The organism is Clostridium bornimense (assembly GCF_018917145.1).
In the GTDB taxonomy this organism is placed as follows: domain Bacteria; phylum Bacillota; class Clostridia; order Clostridiales; family Clostridiaceae; genus Clostridium_AN; species Clostridium_AN bornimense_A.
This window is the reverse complement of the sequence record NZ_JAHLOD010000037.1, coordinates 15,947-32,564: the sequence shown is the minus strand read 5'-3', so window position 1 is coordinate 32,564 and position 16,618 is coordinate 15,947. Positions and strand designations below refer to the sequence as shown.

The following is a 16,618-nucleotide window of genomic DNA, read 5'->3' as shown; positions in this document are numbered from 1 at the left end:
TAACTTATAGTATTGGTCGGCAAACCTACTATTATTTTACATCGGAGGTTTTTTATTTTCTACGTATAGCTAAAAGCTTTTTAGAACCACAGGTCGAACCTGTGGTATTCATTAAACAATAAAAAAGAGGTATTGCATTAAGCGATACCTTTTTATTATATTAGCAGTAATCTTGTCTCATATTTCTTACTTCCTAGGTTTTTCATAAAATACAATTAACTAAAAAACTGATCTCTTCTATACCATAACCTTTAGTACCCATTTTTTTAAAAATGAGATAGTGAAAATTTTAACTAAATAGGTTCAACTCTTTACTAATATGTATTATAATAATATTTACAAGTGTATATACACATAACTTTACAGGAGTTGAATATTATGAATCTAATCAAAGAGATCAACAGACTAAAAAAAGAGCAGGGGGCTCTAATACTTGCACACTACTATCAACGTCCAGAAATTCAAGATATTGCGGACTATGTTGGTGATTCTTACTACTTAAGTAAAGTTGCTAAAGATAGCCCTAATAATCTTATTATTTTTTGTGGTGTGAAATTCATGGCAGAAAGTGCGAAAATACTTTCACCTAATAAAAAAGTACTTTTACCAGCATTAGATGCAGGATGCCCTATGGCTGATATGGCTAATGTAGACAAGCTTTTAGAAATGAAGCGTCAGTATCCTGATCATACTGTTGTTACATATATAAACTCATCTACTGAAGTAAAAGCTTTATCTGATATTATTGTTACTTCTTCAAATGCAGAAAAAATAATATCAAATTTAGATAGTGATAAAATATTATTTCTACCAGACAAAAACTTAGGTAGACATATTGCAAATAAGTTCCCTAATAAAGATTTTGTACTATGGCCTGGTTTTTGCATAACACATAGAAAAGTACAACCTGAATGGATTACATCCTCTAAAGAAAAATTAAAAGATGTAGTTGTGCTTGCTCACCCTGAATGTGAGGAGAATGTTTTAGAATTAGCAGATTTCATTGGTTCTACTGGTGAAATAATAAATTATGCAACTAATAGTGATAAGAAAAATTTCTTAATAGTTACTGAAGAAGGTGTAATTCATCCTCTTAAATTAAAAAACCCTGATAAAAACTTCTATGTCCCTGGAACAACAATGACTTGCATAAATATGAAAAAAACTCGTCTTGAAGATGTTTATGATGCCTTAGCTAAAGGTACTTATGAAATTACAGTAGACGAAGATATAAGAAAAAAAGCTGCAAAAGCTTTAAATAGGATGCATGAACTTGCAAACTAAAACTTCATCTGTTGTTATTGTTGGTTCAGGAGCCTCAGCACTATATTGTGCTTTAAATTTAAGAGATAACATAGACGTAACTATTATTACCGAAAAAACATGTACAGACTGTAATTCCTACCTTGCACAAGGTGGAATAGCTACTGCTAGAAGTAATGAAGATATTCCAGCACATATAGCAGATACGCTAAAAGCTGGTCAATATAAAAACTCTGTAAAAGCAGTAGAAGTTTTAGTTAATGAATCTAGAGAAAACATAGATAATTTATTAAAACTTGGTGTTGATTTAGATAAAGAAAACAACCATCTATTATATACAAAAGAAGCAGCTCACAGTATAAATAGAATTGTTCATCATAAAGATACAACTGGAAAAGCTGTAGTAGATGGATTATTAGCGAAAGTAAAAACTAAAAAAAATATTACCATTATAGAAAATGCATCATTAGTTGATTTATTAGTAGAAAATAATCAATGTCATGGAATTATATATTATAAAGATAATGATTATATAAAATTAACTGCAAAAGATGTTGTACTAGCTACTGGAGGAATTGGTGGACTATTTAAGCATTCAACAAACTTCAGACATATAAAAGGTATCGGTTTATATCTCTCAATAAAACATAATATTAAACTTCATGATACTGAATATATTCAATTTCATCCAACAGCTTTTTATGATGAAAATAATGATGGTAGATGCTTCCTTATATCTGAAAGTTTAAGAGGTGAAGGAGCAATTATTACAAATCTTGATGGTGAACGTTTTGTTAATGAACTATTACCTAGAGATGTAGTTACTAAAGAAATTTTAAAAGAAATGCATAGAACTAATAGTTCTCATGTATTATTAGATATATCTCATAAAGATTCTGAATATATTAAGAATAGATTTCCTTCTATATACTCTAATTGTCTTGAAAAAGGTTATGATTTATGTGCTGGACCTATTCCAATTGCACCAGCTCAACATTACTTTATGGGTGGAATAGAAGTAAACTTAAATTCTAAATCTTCAATGGATAATCTCTATGTTGTTGGAGAAGCTAGTTGTACTGGTGTTCACGGTGCAAATAGACTAGCATCAAACTCTCTATTAGAAGCTTTAGTTTTTTCAAGACGTGCTGCTAAAGAAATTAATACTTTTATAAATGATACTACTTTAACTACAGTAGACTATAAAGATATCTTAGATATCAACACTACAAAAAAGGATTCTTTAGCTACACTTATTAAATACTTTAGCAGTAAAGGAGACTTTATAAAAAATGAATTGGTTAATTATTGATGAAATAATAAAAAATGCTTTAAGAGAAGATGTATGGGACGATGATATAACATCATCATCTATTCTTTCTAAAGATCAACAATCTACTGTTAATGTTATATGCAAAGAAGACGGTATAATTGCTGGTCTAGAAGTTTTTGAAAGAGTATTTTATCTTCTTGGTGATGTAGAAGCATCTTTTCAATATAAAGATGGTGATTCCGTTAAAAATGGCGAAATTATAGGTAGTCTTAAAGGAAATACATTAAATATACTTAAAGGAGAAAGAGTTGCACTAAACTTACTTCAACATCTTTCTGGTATTGCCACAATAACAAATAAGTATGTACAAGAACTATCTAATACATCTTGTAAGCTTCTAGATACTCGTAAAACCACTCCTGGGCTTAGAATACTAGAAAAGTATGCTGTTAAAGTCGGAGGCGGTTGTAACCATCGTTTTAATCTTTCTGATGGTGTTTTATTAAAAGATAATCATGTTGCCGCTGCTGGTGGAGTCAAAAATGCTATAGAAAAAGCTCGTAACTCAGTTTCATTTGTACGTAAAATTGAAGTAGAAGTTGAAACCTTAGATCAAGTTAAAGAAGCTCTTGATGCAAAGGCTGATATCATTATGTTAGATAATATGGACAATGAAACTACTAAGAAAGCAGTTGATTTAATAAACGGTAAAGCACTTATAGAAGCATCGGGAAATATGAATCTTCAAAGAATACGTTCTGTTGCTGAAACTGGAGTTAATTACATATCTGTTGGTGCCTTAACACACTCCGTTAAAGCTCTAGATATATCCATGAAAGATCTTAAGAATCTTTAAATATCATTAAAAAAGATGACCACTTGGTCATCTTTTTTCAATTCACAATTCAGGCAATTCACATTTCACAACGGATGTTAATTTTCCCCTGCATGAAAAATACTATAGTCCTGCGGGCTGTGAGAATTACAATTGTGTTTATAGATGTATTTAGTGCATATATAAAACTAGTTGTTTTTTATAAATCATCTATTCTAGTTCAAGAACTGTGCCTTGTGCCATCATACTTGTGCTCTGATATCTACCTGCTCCTTTGTGTGCAACATCCCCTTTTCTCTAATTCAAAATGACTGTTCTTTGCATTACTACAAATATTGTACTATACTATTATTGAAATAAATTTTGCTAGGGGTGCCTATATGGCTGAGAGATGATATTTCATTAACCCTTAAACCTGATCTGGATAATGCCAGCGAAGGGAAGCAGTACTTATTGATGACTTAGAATTTGAAATAAAAATGCACTTATTTACAAAAAATTAATGAAATTCTACGTGAATTTCTTCCTTCATCTACTAGCTATCAAACTGCTAACTGTAACTATATGAAAATCTCCTCTACCTAGCATATCAGGAGGCTATTTTATGAAAACTTTTATTACTAACCTAACGGATATTGCCAAAAGTCCATTAACTATCTTAACTCTTATTGCTGTAATAATTTTAATTGTTATATTTATTAAAATTAAAAAAGTAAAATTTACAACAAAAATATTAGTACAAGTTGCCTTAGCTGTAGCTTTATCTACAATATTAAGTCTTATTAAGTTTTACCACTTTCCTCAAGGTGGTAGCATAAACTTGGCTAGTATGGTACCTATTCTTATTATGGCTATGATTTATGGTCCTGAAATAGGCTTTTTAACTGGCTTTGTGTACGGTATTGTTGATTTAATTCTTGGACCATATATCTTAAATCCTATTCAAGTTTTATTTGATTATCCACTTCCTTATATGGCTCTAGGTTTAGCTGGATATTTCAAAAATAATAAGACTCTTGCAGTTACTGCAGCTATGATTGGACGATTTATATTTCACTTTATATCTGGCGTAGTATTCTTTGGTAGCTTTGCACCTGATAATATGTCTCCAATAGTATACTCTGCTGTTACTAATGCACTATTGATAATTCCAAACGGGATAATATGTCTTATTGTTATATATTTTATCCCTATAGATAAACTAAAAGAAATATAAAAGAAAAAGCTGTTATACACAAAAAAGTATAACAGCTTTTTATCAGTTCAAAATTATCCCCGTATTCTTTTTATCATAGTAAATTCTTTAATAAGATTCTTTATATTTAAAAACATTATAATTGCTAATATACCTATTAATACTATTACATAGCATAATGAAACTTGCTTTATTGTTCCTAATAAAATTACTAATAAAGTCATCATTATAAAAAAACTTAATACCCTGATCATTTCTTTTTTAACATCATATTTCTTACGACTTTTACCCTTAGATAATTTATATATAAGATGACCTATACAACGACTTATTAATATATTGGTCATTATTACCTCTATTAATATAGTACTAACACTAATAATACTAATTTTTTCACTATTTAAGCTTAATAAGAAAGCTACTATTAACGTTAATATTACATAAACAAAATTACTTCTTTGTATCTTACCCTCATTTTTACTATTATATTTTATAAATATATTATTTACTAAAACTGTTATAAGTAAATATACCGCTATCAGTTTTGCAAAATACCCCATTTTCTCAACCCCTATTGAATTCGTAAATAAAAAACTCTGCCTATGAAATTTATTTATAGCCAGAGTTTTATGTCTTATTATCTTCTTGTATAAACATAAAAGCTATGTGGATATTTATTTTTTTCATCCACAATACCTTCAGTAATACTGTCAGTTATCCACATACTTTCATCAAAGTGTGGAAAAAAAGCATCCCCTTCAAAGCTTTCTTTAATTCTTGTTATATATGCTTTTTTACAATATGGTAATAACGTTTTATATATTTCTGCTCCGCCAACTACAAAGATTTCTTCTTCACTATCCACATAAGGCATCACTTCTTCCATACCATGTAATACAGTGACTCTTTCATCTTCTACATTAAAATTTTTATCCCTAGTAAGAACTAAATGTTGTCTTCCTGGCAATATTCCTGGAAGTGATTGAAAAGTTTTTCTTCCCATAAGAATCTTATGCCCACTTGTAACTGATTTAAAATACTTTAGGTCATTAGGTATATGCCATATTAACTTGTTATCTTTCCCTATGACATTATTTTCAGCTACTGCCACCATTAAGTTTAACATAATTCGCCCCCTTAAACTGATACTTCCATCTTAATTGATGGATGATATTTATATCCCTCAAGCTTTATATCATCTGGTGTAAAATCATAAAAGTTAGTTATTTCAGGATTTATCCATAACTTTGGTGCTTCATAAGTTTCATTTTCTCTTGTAAGTTGTAGCTTCATTCCCTCAACTTGATTTTCATATATATGTGCATTGTTTATTACATGAGTAAATAATCCTGGCTTTAATCCAGTTACTTGAGCAATTAAATGAACAAGTACCGCATATTGGCTCATATTAAAAGGAACTCCTAATGGCACATCTCCACTTCTTTGAACTAACATGCAATTTAATCTTCCATCAGTAACATCCCACATAGTTAAAAAACAACAAGGTTGAAGTGCCATCTCTGGTAAATCTTCAATATTCCAAAGATTCATCATCATTCTTCTATCTTGTGGATTATTCTTTAGTGATTCAATTAATTTATCTACTTGATTGTATTTAGCTATTTGATATCCATAAGCTTTTCCTATAGTTCCATCTTCTAATGCCCACTCATTCCAAATCTGAACATTTTGTTCTTGTAATTTCTTAACATCATTTGATTGATCTTTAAATATCCATAATAATTCTTTAACTGCTGTCTTAAATGCAACAAATTTAGTTGTTAATATAGGAAATTCATCTTTTGACAAATCAAATTGAAACATCTTATGTGGTAACTTATATGTCGCTGTACCTGTTCTATTTTGATCGTAATATCCATTATCTAATATATCTCTAACTAAAGTTAAATATTGTTTATCAGCATTATTCATTAGTTCATATCCTTTCTTTTATTTAAATTTAATTATATCATTTTTTTCTTTTTATAACATCTAATAAAAAGAGCCATTACACGACTTCAACGTCTTGTAACAGCTCAATGAACTCTTTATCTCTTCTTTACTATTTCCATAACTTGTTCATACCATACTAGGAAAGATAATATACACCAAATCTTTCTTGATTCATCTTCCTTACCTGCTTTATGGTTTTCTAAAAGCTTTAATGCTTCTGCTTTATTTATATATTCTGGACATTCTGATCTGTTGATAATATCTTTTGCCCATTCATACATTTCGTTCTTTAACCATACTCTAATAGGTACTGGATATCCAAGTTTTCTTCTCATTGTAACTGGATCTGGTAATATATCTGCAAAAGTTTCTCTAAGTAAGCTCTTTGTAGTATGTCCACCTATCTTGTCATATCTTCCAAGTTTACTTGCTACTTTTAATACTTCCTTATCAAGGAAAGGTACTCTAAGCTCTAAGCAATGTGCCATAGTCATTCTATCTGATTTCACTAGAATGTCCCCGGTTAACCATGTATTAAAATCTATATATTGCATTTTTCCAACACCATCTAAACCTAATGCCTTTGCTTCATCATAAAATGGTTTAGTTATTTGTTGAGGTCTAACCTTATCATTATAGAATGGTAAGATTAAAGGCTTTTGTACTTCTTTAAATATATTAGCATTACCAAAATATCTTTCTTCTACTGGTGTACAACCTCTTTCAATAAAGCTCTTTCCTTTTACGTGTTCTGGTATAAGCTTAGAAAATGCTAAGAACATCTTTTTAAGTACGCCTGGAACATGATTCCACATCTTTAAAGATTCGCTTTCTCTATAGATAGTGTATCCACCAAACATTTCATCTGCACCTTCTCCTGAAAGTACAACTGTAACTTGCTTTCTTGCTTCTTCCGCTATGAAATAAATTGGTACTGCTGAAGGGTCAGCCATTGGACCGTCTAAGTGCCATACTAACTTTGGAAAAGCATCCATATATTCTTTTGCAGTTACTATTCTCTTATAACTTGCAACACCAAGTGCTGCTGCTGATTCTTCTGCTAAATTAATTTCTGAATAACCATCTACTTCAAAACCTACTGTAAATGTCTTAATATCAGGTTTATGTTGTTTTGCTAATGCTACAACTATTGTTGAATCTATCCCTCCAGAAAGGAATGAACCAACAGGAACATCTGAAGTTAAATGTACTCTAACTGAATCTTCCATTACTTCTCTTATTTCCTTCATCATAGCTGTTTTATCATTTTCTTGTGGCTTTAATTCAATTTTGAAATATCTTTCAATTTTAGCTTCACCATCGCCTACTTTTGTTAATGTGCATCCTGGCTCTAGTAACATAACATCTTTATAAATTGTATGTGGCTCTGGAACAAATTGATATGTTAAATAATGTTGTAAACCATCTTTATTCACTTCTGCAATATTTCTATCTGCAAATAAGAATGCCTTACTTTCTGATGTTAACATTAATCCTTCAGCATCTTCTGTGTAATAAAGAGGCTTTATACCAAATATATCTCTACATGCAAAAATAGTATCATTTTCTTCATCTCTAATAACTATAGCATACATACCTCTTAGATAATCAACATATTTCTTACCATATTGTGTATATGCTGCTCCTATAACTTCAACTTCTGAATCTGTTACAAATTCATAACCTAATTCTTGAAGATCTTTTCTAAGTTCTCTATAGTTATAAATTTCTCCATTGAAGACAATATTTAATCTTCCTTTATCATAAGCATAAGGTTGATGTCCATTAGCTAAGTCATTTATAGATAATCTTCTAAATCCTAAAATAGCTTTGCTATCACTATATACTCCGTAATCATCAGGTCCACGATGAGCAATAATCTCATTCATCTTTTCAACCATCGGAAGGTCTTGTTCTTTTAATCCTTGTGGTCTATATAAACATACAAATCCGCACATATAATTACTCCTCTCAAAAGTATCCAAAATTATATAATTCATTATTTTTTTCACTTAACATAACTTATATTATATCAAAAAAAATCTACTTTAAAATAGTATATCTACTCTTATTCAACAAATATATCTGCTGCAAAAGTTTTTCTTCCTGTTTCTTTCGAATTATTGTCAATGTCTATTTTCATATACCTAACCATTCCAGTATTAACATTTAATTGTGCAGATATTTCTATTTTAATATTGCTATTACCTTTACTACATACTTCAACTAAAGCAGTATCATCTTTAATAGCCATTACTTTTCCTTTTATATTAGTATTATTTAAGCCAATCTCCTTACAAGTCTCTCTTCCTAGCATCTTATTGAAGCTCATATTTATTTTACCATTATTTCTTATCTTTTCACCTACAAAACATGAAATGGCTTCAAATATCTTTTCTTGTTGATTTTCAATCTTCAAAGTACCATCTCTTAATACATCTTCATCTCCACTTATTAAATTATACTGAAAAGAATCTGCCTCTGCATATATACTTCCTTTAAAAATATCTGACTTTATTTTATGTATACTCTCCCCGAATATCTCACTATTTTCATCAGCTTTTATTAATATACCATCTTCCTTTGTATCTATTACATAATCATTATACCTCAAATCAATATATGCCTTTTTTTCTTTAATATCTGTACACTTTAAATTTATATCAAAATTATTTTTAATATTAATCGCTTCATCTTTTGATTGTAATTTTGTATTATATTGAACTCTATATTCCCTTCCTTTCTCAGGGGCAAACTTAATTGTATATGAATCTTTATTGCATCCAGCCAATATTCCTAAAGAAAAACTCAATATTGATACTATAAATAATCTTTTCCTCACACCCATATACTTATTTTCCCCTTTCAGTAATTTTTTTCATTATCCGTTATTATATCATACTTAGTATATTAAAAACATATCATTCTCTATATTACGACATCTTTTTCATTATGATTATATTGTGCTTTATAAAAAAAAGTTATTGCACCAACATTGAGAGTTTTCTCATTGCAATAACTTTATTTTTTAAGGTTATTTCTTTTTCATTGTATTTTTAATATCAATTGTTCCTTCAATTGAACCTTCTAATTTTGCATTCACATTAATATTTTCCGTAATACCTGTTTTGACATTAACCTTCATATTACACTTAAAGTCTTTCAATGTAGCATCATTTTCACCTAACTTCATACTATCTATATTAAAATTGATTTCTGCTACATTATTTTTTATAGATTTTACTTTTCCTATTAATTTAGAGTCTTCAAAATTTACTCCTAACTTATTCTCTGTATCTTTTCCTAACAACTTATCTAATGGTATTATTATTTCTTCCCCTTCTTTTACTTTTATATTTTCTAACATACATGCATTATCTACTGAAAAAGCACTATCTTTACTTATTAAATTTAAACTATCTGCCTTTGATTTTAATGCTTCTCCACCTTCAATATCATATGTTAATACATTTCCTTCTCTATCTACTGTTACTGTGATTTTACTACTTTTTAATTCAGATATCACGTCTTTGAACATATCATTATCTTCATTAATTTCAACAGATATAGCCCCACCAATATTCATGTTCATATCAAAATCATCATATTTCATTTCTTCAGTAATTTCATCTTTTGATACATCAACATACTTAATATTACACTTTACATTAGCATCAATAGCTAACTTTTGTCCTTTCGCCGTTGCATCCATCTTAATAATACTAGTTGCACTATATTCTTCTCCAGATGATGGATTAAATTTTATATCATATGTTTTTTTGTCACCACATCCTATAAAAGATATCAAACTAACTCCTACAATAAGTCCAGATATTATTCTTCTAATCTTCATGTAACAATCCCCCCAACATATTATTTACTTAATATTTCAACTCTTACAATTATAACCCCTTCACTTCTATTTGAAAATAAAAAAAGTGTTACAAAATATCTTATATTTTGTAACACTAATAATACTAATTTTTCATTGAATGCACTGGAGCTGGTATTCTTCCACCTCTGTTAACAAAGTTAGTACAATCTGAACTATTTACCGGCATAATTGGTGCTCTTCCCAGTAATCCACCAAACTCAACAAAATCACCAACTTTTTTATTTGGAACTGGAATTAATCTAACAGCCGTAGTTTTTTGATTGATCATACCAATAGCGGCTTCATCAGCAATTATTCCTGATAATGTTTCAGCAGTTGTATCTCCTGGTACAGCTATCATATCAAGTCCTACTGAACATACACAAGTCATAGCTTCTAACTTTTCTAGTGTTAAGAATCCATTACTTGCAACTTCTATCATACCTTCATCTTCTGATACTGGTATAAATGCTCCACTTAAACCACCTACAAAAGAAGATGCCATAAGTCCACCTTTTTTAACAGCATCATTTAACATTGCAAGAGCAGCAGTTGTACCTGGTCCTCCACAATGCCCTACACCAATCTCTTCAAGTATTCTTCCAACAGAATCACCTACTGCTGGTGTTGGTGCTAAAGATAAATCTACAATTCCAAATGGAATTCCAAGTCTTTCAGACGCTTCTCTCGCTACTAATTGTCCAACTCTAGTAACCTTAAATGCAGTTTTCTTGATAGTTTCTGCTACAACTTCAAAAGATTCTCCTCTAACATCTTCTAAAGCTCTCTTAACTACACCTGGTCCACTTACTCCTACATTTATTACTTTTTCAGCTTCTCCTACACCATGAAAAGCTCCTGCCATAAATGGATTATCTTCAACAGCATTACAGAATACAACAAGCTTTGCACATCCAAAACCATCTGGAGTTATTTCCGCTGTCTTCTTTATTGTTTGTCCTAATAGTTTTACCCCATCCATATTAATACCATTCTTAGTAGAACCTATGTTAACTGATGAACATACAATATCTGTAGTTGCTAACGCTTCTGGTATTGAATTTATAAGCACTCTATCTGAATCTGTAAATCCTTTTTGGATAAGTGCTGAAAAACCACCGATAAAATTAACTCCAACATTTTTTGCCGCTTTATCTAAAGTTTTTGCTATTTGTACATAAGAATTTGCCTTAGTAGACGCTGCTACCATTGAAATTGGAGTTACTGATATTCTTTTATTAACAATAGGAATTCCATATTGTCTCTCTATATCTTCTCCTGTTTTAACAAGATTTTCAGCAGTCTTTGTAATTTTGTCATAAATTTTATCGCATAACACATTTATATCATCTGATGCACAATCTAAAAGGCTAAGTCCTAATGTTATTGTTCTTACATCAAGATTTTGATCTTTAATCATGCCTATTGTCTCTAAAATTTCATTTGAATTCAACATTTTTTAATCACCAACCCTTAAATACTATGCATTGAATTAAATATGTCTTCATGTTGGATTCTTATATCCACTCCAAGTTCTGATTCTAAACTAGAAAAAGTTTCTCTTAACTCTGCAATTGATTTATTACTCTTAGAAATGTCTGTTATCATTATCATTGTAAAATATCCATCTAATATAGTTTGTGAAATATTAAGTACATTTACATTATTCTCTGCAAGTACCTTAGTAACATCAAAAATAATACCTACTCTATCTTTCCCTACAACTGTAACAACAGCTTTCATTTTTAGCCCCTCCTAAATATATACTATTTTAAAATTATACCATAAACCTACAATTAATATAGGATTAAATTTAAAATTTGTTATATTTATTGATAGTTTTTATTAATATCTAACATTTCAACAAATTTCTATAAATAGTGAAATTTCATAAACTTCAATTCAAGACCTGTGCCATGCGCCCTCATACTTGTGCCCTACTTTGTAACATGTAAAAAAGCTGCTACACTCCTGGTGTAACAGCTTTGTTATATTTTATACTATTATGAAACTTCTTCTTTCTCAAATTGGCTATTATAAAGATCTGCATAGAAACCATTAGCTTTTAACAATTCTTCATGATTTCCTTGTTCAATTATATCTCCGTCTTTCATTACTAAGATTAAATCTGCATCTCTAATTGTTGATAATCTATGAGCAATAACAAAACTTGTTCTGTCTTTCATTAAATTATCCATTGCTTTTTGTATAAGCACCTCTGTACGAGTATCTACTGAACTAGTAGCTTCATCTAGTATTAATATCTTTGGATCAGCAAGTATTGCCCTGGCAATAGTAAGTAATTGCTTTTGACCTTGAGATATATTACTTGCTTCTTCATTTAATTCCATGTCATATCCATGTGGTAATGCACGTACAAAATGGTCTACATGAGCTGATTTAGCCGCTTCTATTATTTCTTCATCAGTAGCATCTAATCTACCGTATCTTATATTCTCTTTAATACTTCCGTTATATAGCCATGTATCTTGAAGAACCATACCAAATAACTCTCTTAAGTTATCACGAGTAAAGTCTTTGATATTATGACCATCTATTTCTATAGCTCCACCATTAAGCTCATAAAATCTCATAAGAAGTTTAACTATAGTAGTTTTTCCTGCTCCTGTAGGTCCAACTATTGCAACTCTTTGTCCTGGCTTAATTTTAGCTGAGAAGTCATTTATAATTATTTTATCTTCATTGTAACCAAAATGAACATCTTTAAATTCTACAGCACCTTCGACATTTTTAGGATCTACACCTTCTGTAACATTATCAACTTCTTCTTCTTCATCTAAGAATTCAAATACTCTTTCAGCAGCAGCTGCTGTAGATTGAAGAACATTTGCTATTTGACCAGCTTGAGCTATTGGTTGCATAAATGTACGTATATATTGTGTGAACGCTACAATATCACCAACAGTTATTTTCCCTAATACTGCAAGCCATCCACCAAGTATTGATACTAATACATATCCTAAATTACCGATAAAAGTCATTATAGGCATCATCATTCCTGATAAAAATTGTGACTTCCATGCTGATTTATATAATGTTTCATTTAACTTATCAAACTCTTCTATTGTTTCTTCTTCTCTATTAAATGCTTTCATTATATTATGACCACTGAAAACTTCTTCTACATTACCATTTACGTGACCTAAATATTCTTGTTGCTCCACAAAATACTTTTGAGATTTCTTTACTACTAACATTATCAATCCCATAGCAATTGGTAATATAAGTATTGAACCTAAAGTCATTTCCCAGCTTATAGATAACATCATAATAATTACACCAATAAGCATAGTTACAGATGTTATTATTTGAGATAAACTTTGGTTTAATGTAGTGTTAACAGTATCAACATCATTTGTTATTCTTGATAATACTTCTCCATGTGTAGTTTTATCAAAATACTTTAATGGCATACGATTTATCTTTTCAGAAATCTCTTTTCTCAAGTTATATGATACTTTTTGAGCTATTCCTGACATAACAAATCCTTGAATCAGAGATAATATAGTACTAACTATATATAATGCAACTAATCCTATAGCAATCTTACCAATATATCCAAAATCCATAGATCCATTTCCAGAATTAGTTACTTTGCTTAATAATCCATTAAATATTTCTGTTGTAGCTTTTCCTAATAATTTGGGTCCTATTATTGAAAAAGCAGTACTACCTATTGCTAATATAAAAACTATAATCATAGGAATTCTATATGGCTTTAAGTATTCCATAAGCTTTTTCATTGTACCTTTAAAATCTTTAGCTTTTTCTGTAACTACCATTGGACCTCCGCCCATAGGACCGCCATTTTTTTTCTTACTCATTGGCTAATTCCTCCTTTGAAAGTTGTGATAAAGCTATTTGCTTATATACCTCACAATTCTTCATAAGTTCATTGTGAGTACCTATTCCTGCTATTTTTCCTTCATCCATTACTACTATTTGATCTGCGTTAATTATAGTACTTACTCTTTGTGCTACTAATAATATAGTGCTATTCTTTGTCTTTTTATTTAATGCCTTTCTTAATGCTGCATCAGTCTTAAGATCTAATGCTGAAAAACTATCATCAAATATATATATTTCTGGTTTCTTTATAAGCGCACGAGCGATAGAAAGTCTTTGTTTTTGACCACCTGAAACATTTGTACCACCTTGTGATATCTCTGTCTTAAACCCATCTGGCTTACTTGATATGAATTCTGTAGCTTGAGCTATTTCTGTTGATTCTTTCAAATCTTCTTCTGTAGCATCTTTATAACCATATTTTAAATTACTTTCAATATCTCCTGAAAATAATATACCTTTTTGAGGCACATATCCTATTTTTTCTCTTAAATCATGTTGTGTTACATCTTTTATATTAATCCCATCAACTAATATTTCTCCTTCTGTAACATCGTAGAAACGTGGAAGAAGATTTATAACTGTTGACTTACCACTTCCTGTACTTCCTATAAATGCTGTAGTTTCTCCTGGCTTTGCAGTAAAACTTATATCTTTTAATACATACTCTTCTGCCCCTGGATACTTAAAGCTAACATTTCTATATTCTACAACACCATTAATAGCATCTGAGAACTTCTTAGAATCCTTACTATCTTTAATAGATTCTTCTGTATCTAAAACTTCACATACACGTTGAGCTGATACAGATGCACGAGGTAACATTATTGATATCATTGAAATCATTAAGAACGCCATTATAATTTGCATTGTATATTGCATAAATGCAGTCATATCACCAACTTGCATAATACCATCATTTATCTTATGTGCTCCTACCCATACAATTAATATTGTTATAAGGTTCATTATTAACATCATAAGTGGCATCATTGTTACCATAATACGACTTACAAATAAGTTTGTACTTGTAAGTTCCTTATTTATACCTTCAAACCTTTTTTCTTCATGTTTTTGGTTACTAAAGGCACGTATTACTAACATTCCAGTAAGCGATTCTCTTGCTACTAAGTTAAGCTTATCAACAAGCTTTTGTATTGCTTTAAACTTTGGCATTGCAAATCCAAATAACACCATAACTAAAACTGATATAGTTGCTAGAGCAACAACTACTATCCATCCCATAGATGTATGAGTATTTATAACTTTGATAGCTCCACCAACTCCTAAGATTGGTGCATAAAATACTATTCTTAAAAGCATTACCATAAGTAATTGAATTTGTTGAATATCATTTGTTGTACGTGTTATCAACGATGAAGTGGAGTATGTGTCAAATTCTGCATTAGAAAATCCAACAACCTTTTTAAATACCTTTCCACGTAAGTTTCTTCCAAGTGATGCTGCAACTCTTGCTCCTATTAAACCTACTAATACAGTAGCAACCATACTAGATAATGCTATTCCTACCATTAATGCACCTTCAAATAATATATATCTTAAGCGAAGTGCATCTGTATCAACACCAATATTCTTATATTGATCACCAATATAAGATACAGCCATTTGTCCTATAATCATATCTGGAAAATCGCTGAACTTTTTATCTATTGATGATTTCATTGACTTAACTTGTTCCTCTGGCATATTACTCATGGCTGTAAAAATATCTACACCTTCTGGTAATTGCATCATAGGAGATTGTTCCCCTGACATTTTAGAAAACTCTTTACTTTCCAGTGCTGCCACTGTAACTAAAGGTTTTTGTAATATATTAGCTAGTTTAGCTTTTTCATCCTTATCTTTACTAGACAATCTATATATCTTATCATTATGATTACTTATATATTCTTTTACACCTTTATCTACTACGGTTCCACTAAGATTATCTTTATTTGCAACTTCATAATTATCTAATAATATCTTTTTATCTTTGTCATTAACAAAAAGCATTATTTTATTTAATTCTGTTTCACTAATTGCTAACGGAACAGCTTCTTCTATACCATTTTGTTGAATACCTACATTAACTATATTAGACATATACTCTGGTAATGCTAAGTCACAAGTTGCTTGAATAACCAAAAGCATGATAATAGCTAAAATAGATCCTATAAACGGCTTTAAATACTTTGTCAGCTTTAACATTATATTCTTCCCCTCTCTAGTCAATTTTATTTTCTTGTTCATTATTTGTACAAAATAATTATAAATTTATAACTATTATATGTCAATAACTATTATAGTTGTATAATCTTTTGTAATGGTTTATAATTATAGTATTAACAATATGTTAAT

General features: G+C 29.9%; 14 protein-coding genes and 1 riboswitch. Of the genes, 4 read left to right on the top strand and 10 right to left on the bottom strand.

Translation table 11 applies throughout. The features are described 5' to 3' along the window. The first annotated feature begins 378 nt into the window (after window positions 1-378). The 4 genes from nadA to thiT all read left to right on the top strand — a co-directional run bounded on the left by nadA (window position 379) and on the right by thiT (window position 4,587). Window positions 379-1,284: a quinolinate synthase NadA gene (gene nadA, locus KQI30_RS12270; protein WP_216463643.1), complete on the top strand. Its 906-nt coding sequence runs from the start codon at window positions 379-381 to the stop codon at window positions 1,282-1,284. Continuing rightward, entirely contained in the window at window positions 1,274-2,575 is a 1,302-nt protein-coding gene (locus KQI30_RS12265) for an L-aspartate oxidase (protein WP_437177735.1), read from the top strand. The genes nadA and KQI30_RS12265 overlap by 11 nt, the downstream gene beginning before the upstream one ends. Further along, the gene (nadC, locus tag KQI30_RS12260; protein ID WP_216463641.1) at window positions 2,556-3,392 is read left to right on the top strand and encodes a carboxylating nicotinate-nucleotide diphosphorylase; all 837 of its coding nucleotides are present in this window, start codon (window positions 2,556-2,558) and stop codon (window positions 3,390-3,392) included. The genes KQI30_RS12265 and nadC overlap by 20 nt, the downstream gene beginning before the upstream one ends. 337 nt (window positions 3,393-3,729) lie before the next feature. Beyond that, window positions 3,730-3,830, top strand: a riboswitch (TPP riboswitch). Between the two features lie 145 nt (window positions 3,831-3,975). Further along, window positions 3,976-4,587 carry an energy-coupled thiamine transporter ThiT gene (thiT, locus tag KQI30_RS12255; RefSeq protein WP_216463640.1) on the top strand — a complete coding sequence of 204 codons (612 nt, stop codon included), beginning with the start codon at window positions 3,976-3,978 and terminating at the stop codon, window positions 4,585-4,587. Between the two features lie 53 nt (window positions 4,588-4,640). Here thiT and KQI30_RS12250 read toward each other — a convergent pair whose 3' ends face one another. The 10 genes from KQI30_RS12250 to KQI30_RS12205 form a co-directional block, all read right to left on the bottom strand. Then, a complete protein-coding gene (locus KQI30_RS12250; RefSeq protein WP_216463639.1) occupies window positions 4,641-5,126 on the bottom strand; it encodes a hypothetical protein in 486 nt (161 codons plus the stop codon). Window positions 5,127-5,203: 77 nt separating this feature from the next. Then, window positions 5,204-5,692, bottom strand: a complete 489-nt coding sequence (locus KQI30_RS12245) for a dihydrofolate reductase (RefSeq protein WP_216463638.1) — start codon at window positions 5,690-5,692, stop codon at window positions 5,204-5,206. 11 nt (window positions 5,693-5,703) lie between these two features. Continuing rightward, window positions 5,704-6,498: a thymidylate synthase gene (locus KQI30_RS12240; protein WP_044039517.1), complete on the bottom strand. Its 795-nt coding sequence runs from the start codon at window positions 6,496-6,498 to the stop codon at window positions 5,704-5,706. Between the two features lie 116 nt (window positions 6,499-6,614). Continuing rightward, a complete protein-coding gene (gene asnB, locus KQI30_RS12235; protein ID WP_216463637.1) occupies window positions 6,615-8,477 on the bottom strand; it encodes an asparagine synthase (glutamine-hydrolyzing) in 1,863 nt (620 codons plus the stop codon). A 110-nt stretch (window positions 8,478-8,587) separates the two neighbouring features. Beyond that, a complete protein-coding gene (locus KQI30_RS12230; RefSeq protein WP_216463636.1) occupies window positions 8,588-9,367 on the bottom strand; it encodes a hypothetical protein in 780 nt (259 codons plus the stop codon). Window positions 9,368-9,553: 186 nt separating this feature from the next. Continuing rightward, complete coding sequence (locus KQI30_RS12225) at window positions 9,554-10,372, bottom strand: hypothetical protein (protein ID WP_216463635.1); 819 nt, start codon at window positions 10,370-10,372, stop codon at window positions 9,554-9,556. Window positions 10,373-10,496: 124 nt separating this feature from the next. Continuing rightward, entirely contained in the window at window positions 10,497-11,849 is a 1,353-nt protein-coding gene (locus KQI30_RS12220) for a PFL family protein (RefSeq protein ID WP_216463634.1), read from the bottom strand. 17 nt (window positions 11,850-11,866) lie between these two features. Beyond that, window positions 11,867-12,136: an ACT domain-containing protein gene (locus KQI30_RS12215; RefSeq protein WP_216463633.1), complete on the bottom strand. Its 270-nt coding sequence runs from the start codon at window positions 12,134-12,136 to the stop codon at window positions 11,867-11,869. Between the two features lie 260 nt (window positions 12,137-12,396). Continuing rightward, a complete protein-coding gene (locus KQI30_RS12210; protein WP_216463632.1) occupies window positions 12,397-14,238 on the bottom strand; it encodes an ABC transporter ATP-binding protein in 1,842 nt (613 codons plus the stop codon). Beyond that, on the bottom strand, window positions 14,231-16,468 hold the full coding sequence (locus KQI30_RS12205) for an ABC transporter ATP-binding protein (protein ID WP_216463631.1): 2,238 nt from the start codon (window positions 16,466-16,468) through the stop codon (window positions 14,231-14,233). Before KQI30_RS12205 ends, KQI30_RS12210 begins: the two co-directional genes overlap by 8 nt. Window positions 16,469-16,618: the final 150 nt, after the last annotated feature.

Excerpts from the sequence above, each read along its gene's own strand:
- KQI30_RS12225 (WP_216463635.1), bottom strand. The coding sequence starts at position 10,372 with ATGAAGATTAGAAGAATAATATCTGGACTTATTGTAGGAGTTAGTTTG.
- KQI30_RS12245 (WP_216463638.1), bottom strand. The coding sequence starts at position 5,692 with ATGTTAAACTTAATGGTGGCAGTAGCTGAAAATAATGTCATAGGGAAA.
- KQI30_RS12215 (WP_216463633.1), bottom strand. The coding sequence starts at position 12,136 with ATGAAAGCTGTTGTTACAGTTGTAGGGAAAGATAGAGTAGGTATTATT.
- KQI30_RS12210 (WP_216463632.1), bottom strand. The coding sequence starts at position 14,238 with ATGAGTAAGAAAAAAAATGGCGGTCCTATGGGCGGAGGTCCAATGGTA.
- KQI30_RS12240 (WP_044039517.1), bottom strand. The coding sequence starts at position 6,498 with ATGAATAATGCTGATAAACAATATTTAACTTTAGTTAGAGATATATTA.
- nadC (WP_216463641.1), top strand. The coding sequence starts at position 2,556 with ATGAATTGGTTAATTATTGATGAAATAATAAAAAATGCTTTAAGAGAA.
- asnB (WP_216463637.1), bottom strand. The coding sequence starts at position 8,477 with ATGTGCGGATTTGTATGTTTATATAGACCACAAGGATTAAAAGAACAA.
- thiT (WP_216463640.1), top strand. The coding sequence starts at position 3,976 with ATGAAAACTTTTATTACTAACCTAACGGATATTGCCAAAAGTCCATTA.
- nadA (WP_216463643.1), top strand. The coding sequence starts at position 379 with ATGAATCTAATCAAAGAGATCAACAGACTAAAAAAAGAGCAGGGGGCT.
- KQI30_RS12220 (WP_216463634.1), bottom strand. The coding sequence starts at position 11,849 with ATGTTGAATTCAAATGAAATTTTAGAGACAATAGGCATGATTAAAGAT.
- KQI30_RS12205 (WP_216463631.1), bottom strand. The coding sequence starts at position 16,468 with ATGTTAAAGCTGACAAAGTATTTAAAGCCGTTTATAGGATCTATTTTA.
- KQI30_RS12230 (WP_216463636.1), bottom strand. The coding sequence starts at position 9,367 with ATGGGTGTGAGGAAAAGATTATTTATAGTATCAATATTGAGTTTTTCT.
- KQI30_RS12250 (WP_216463639.1), bottom strand. The coding sequence starts at position 5,126 with ATGGGGTATTTTGCAAAACTGATAGCGGTATATTTACTTATAACAGTT.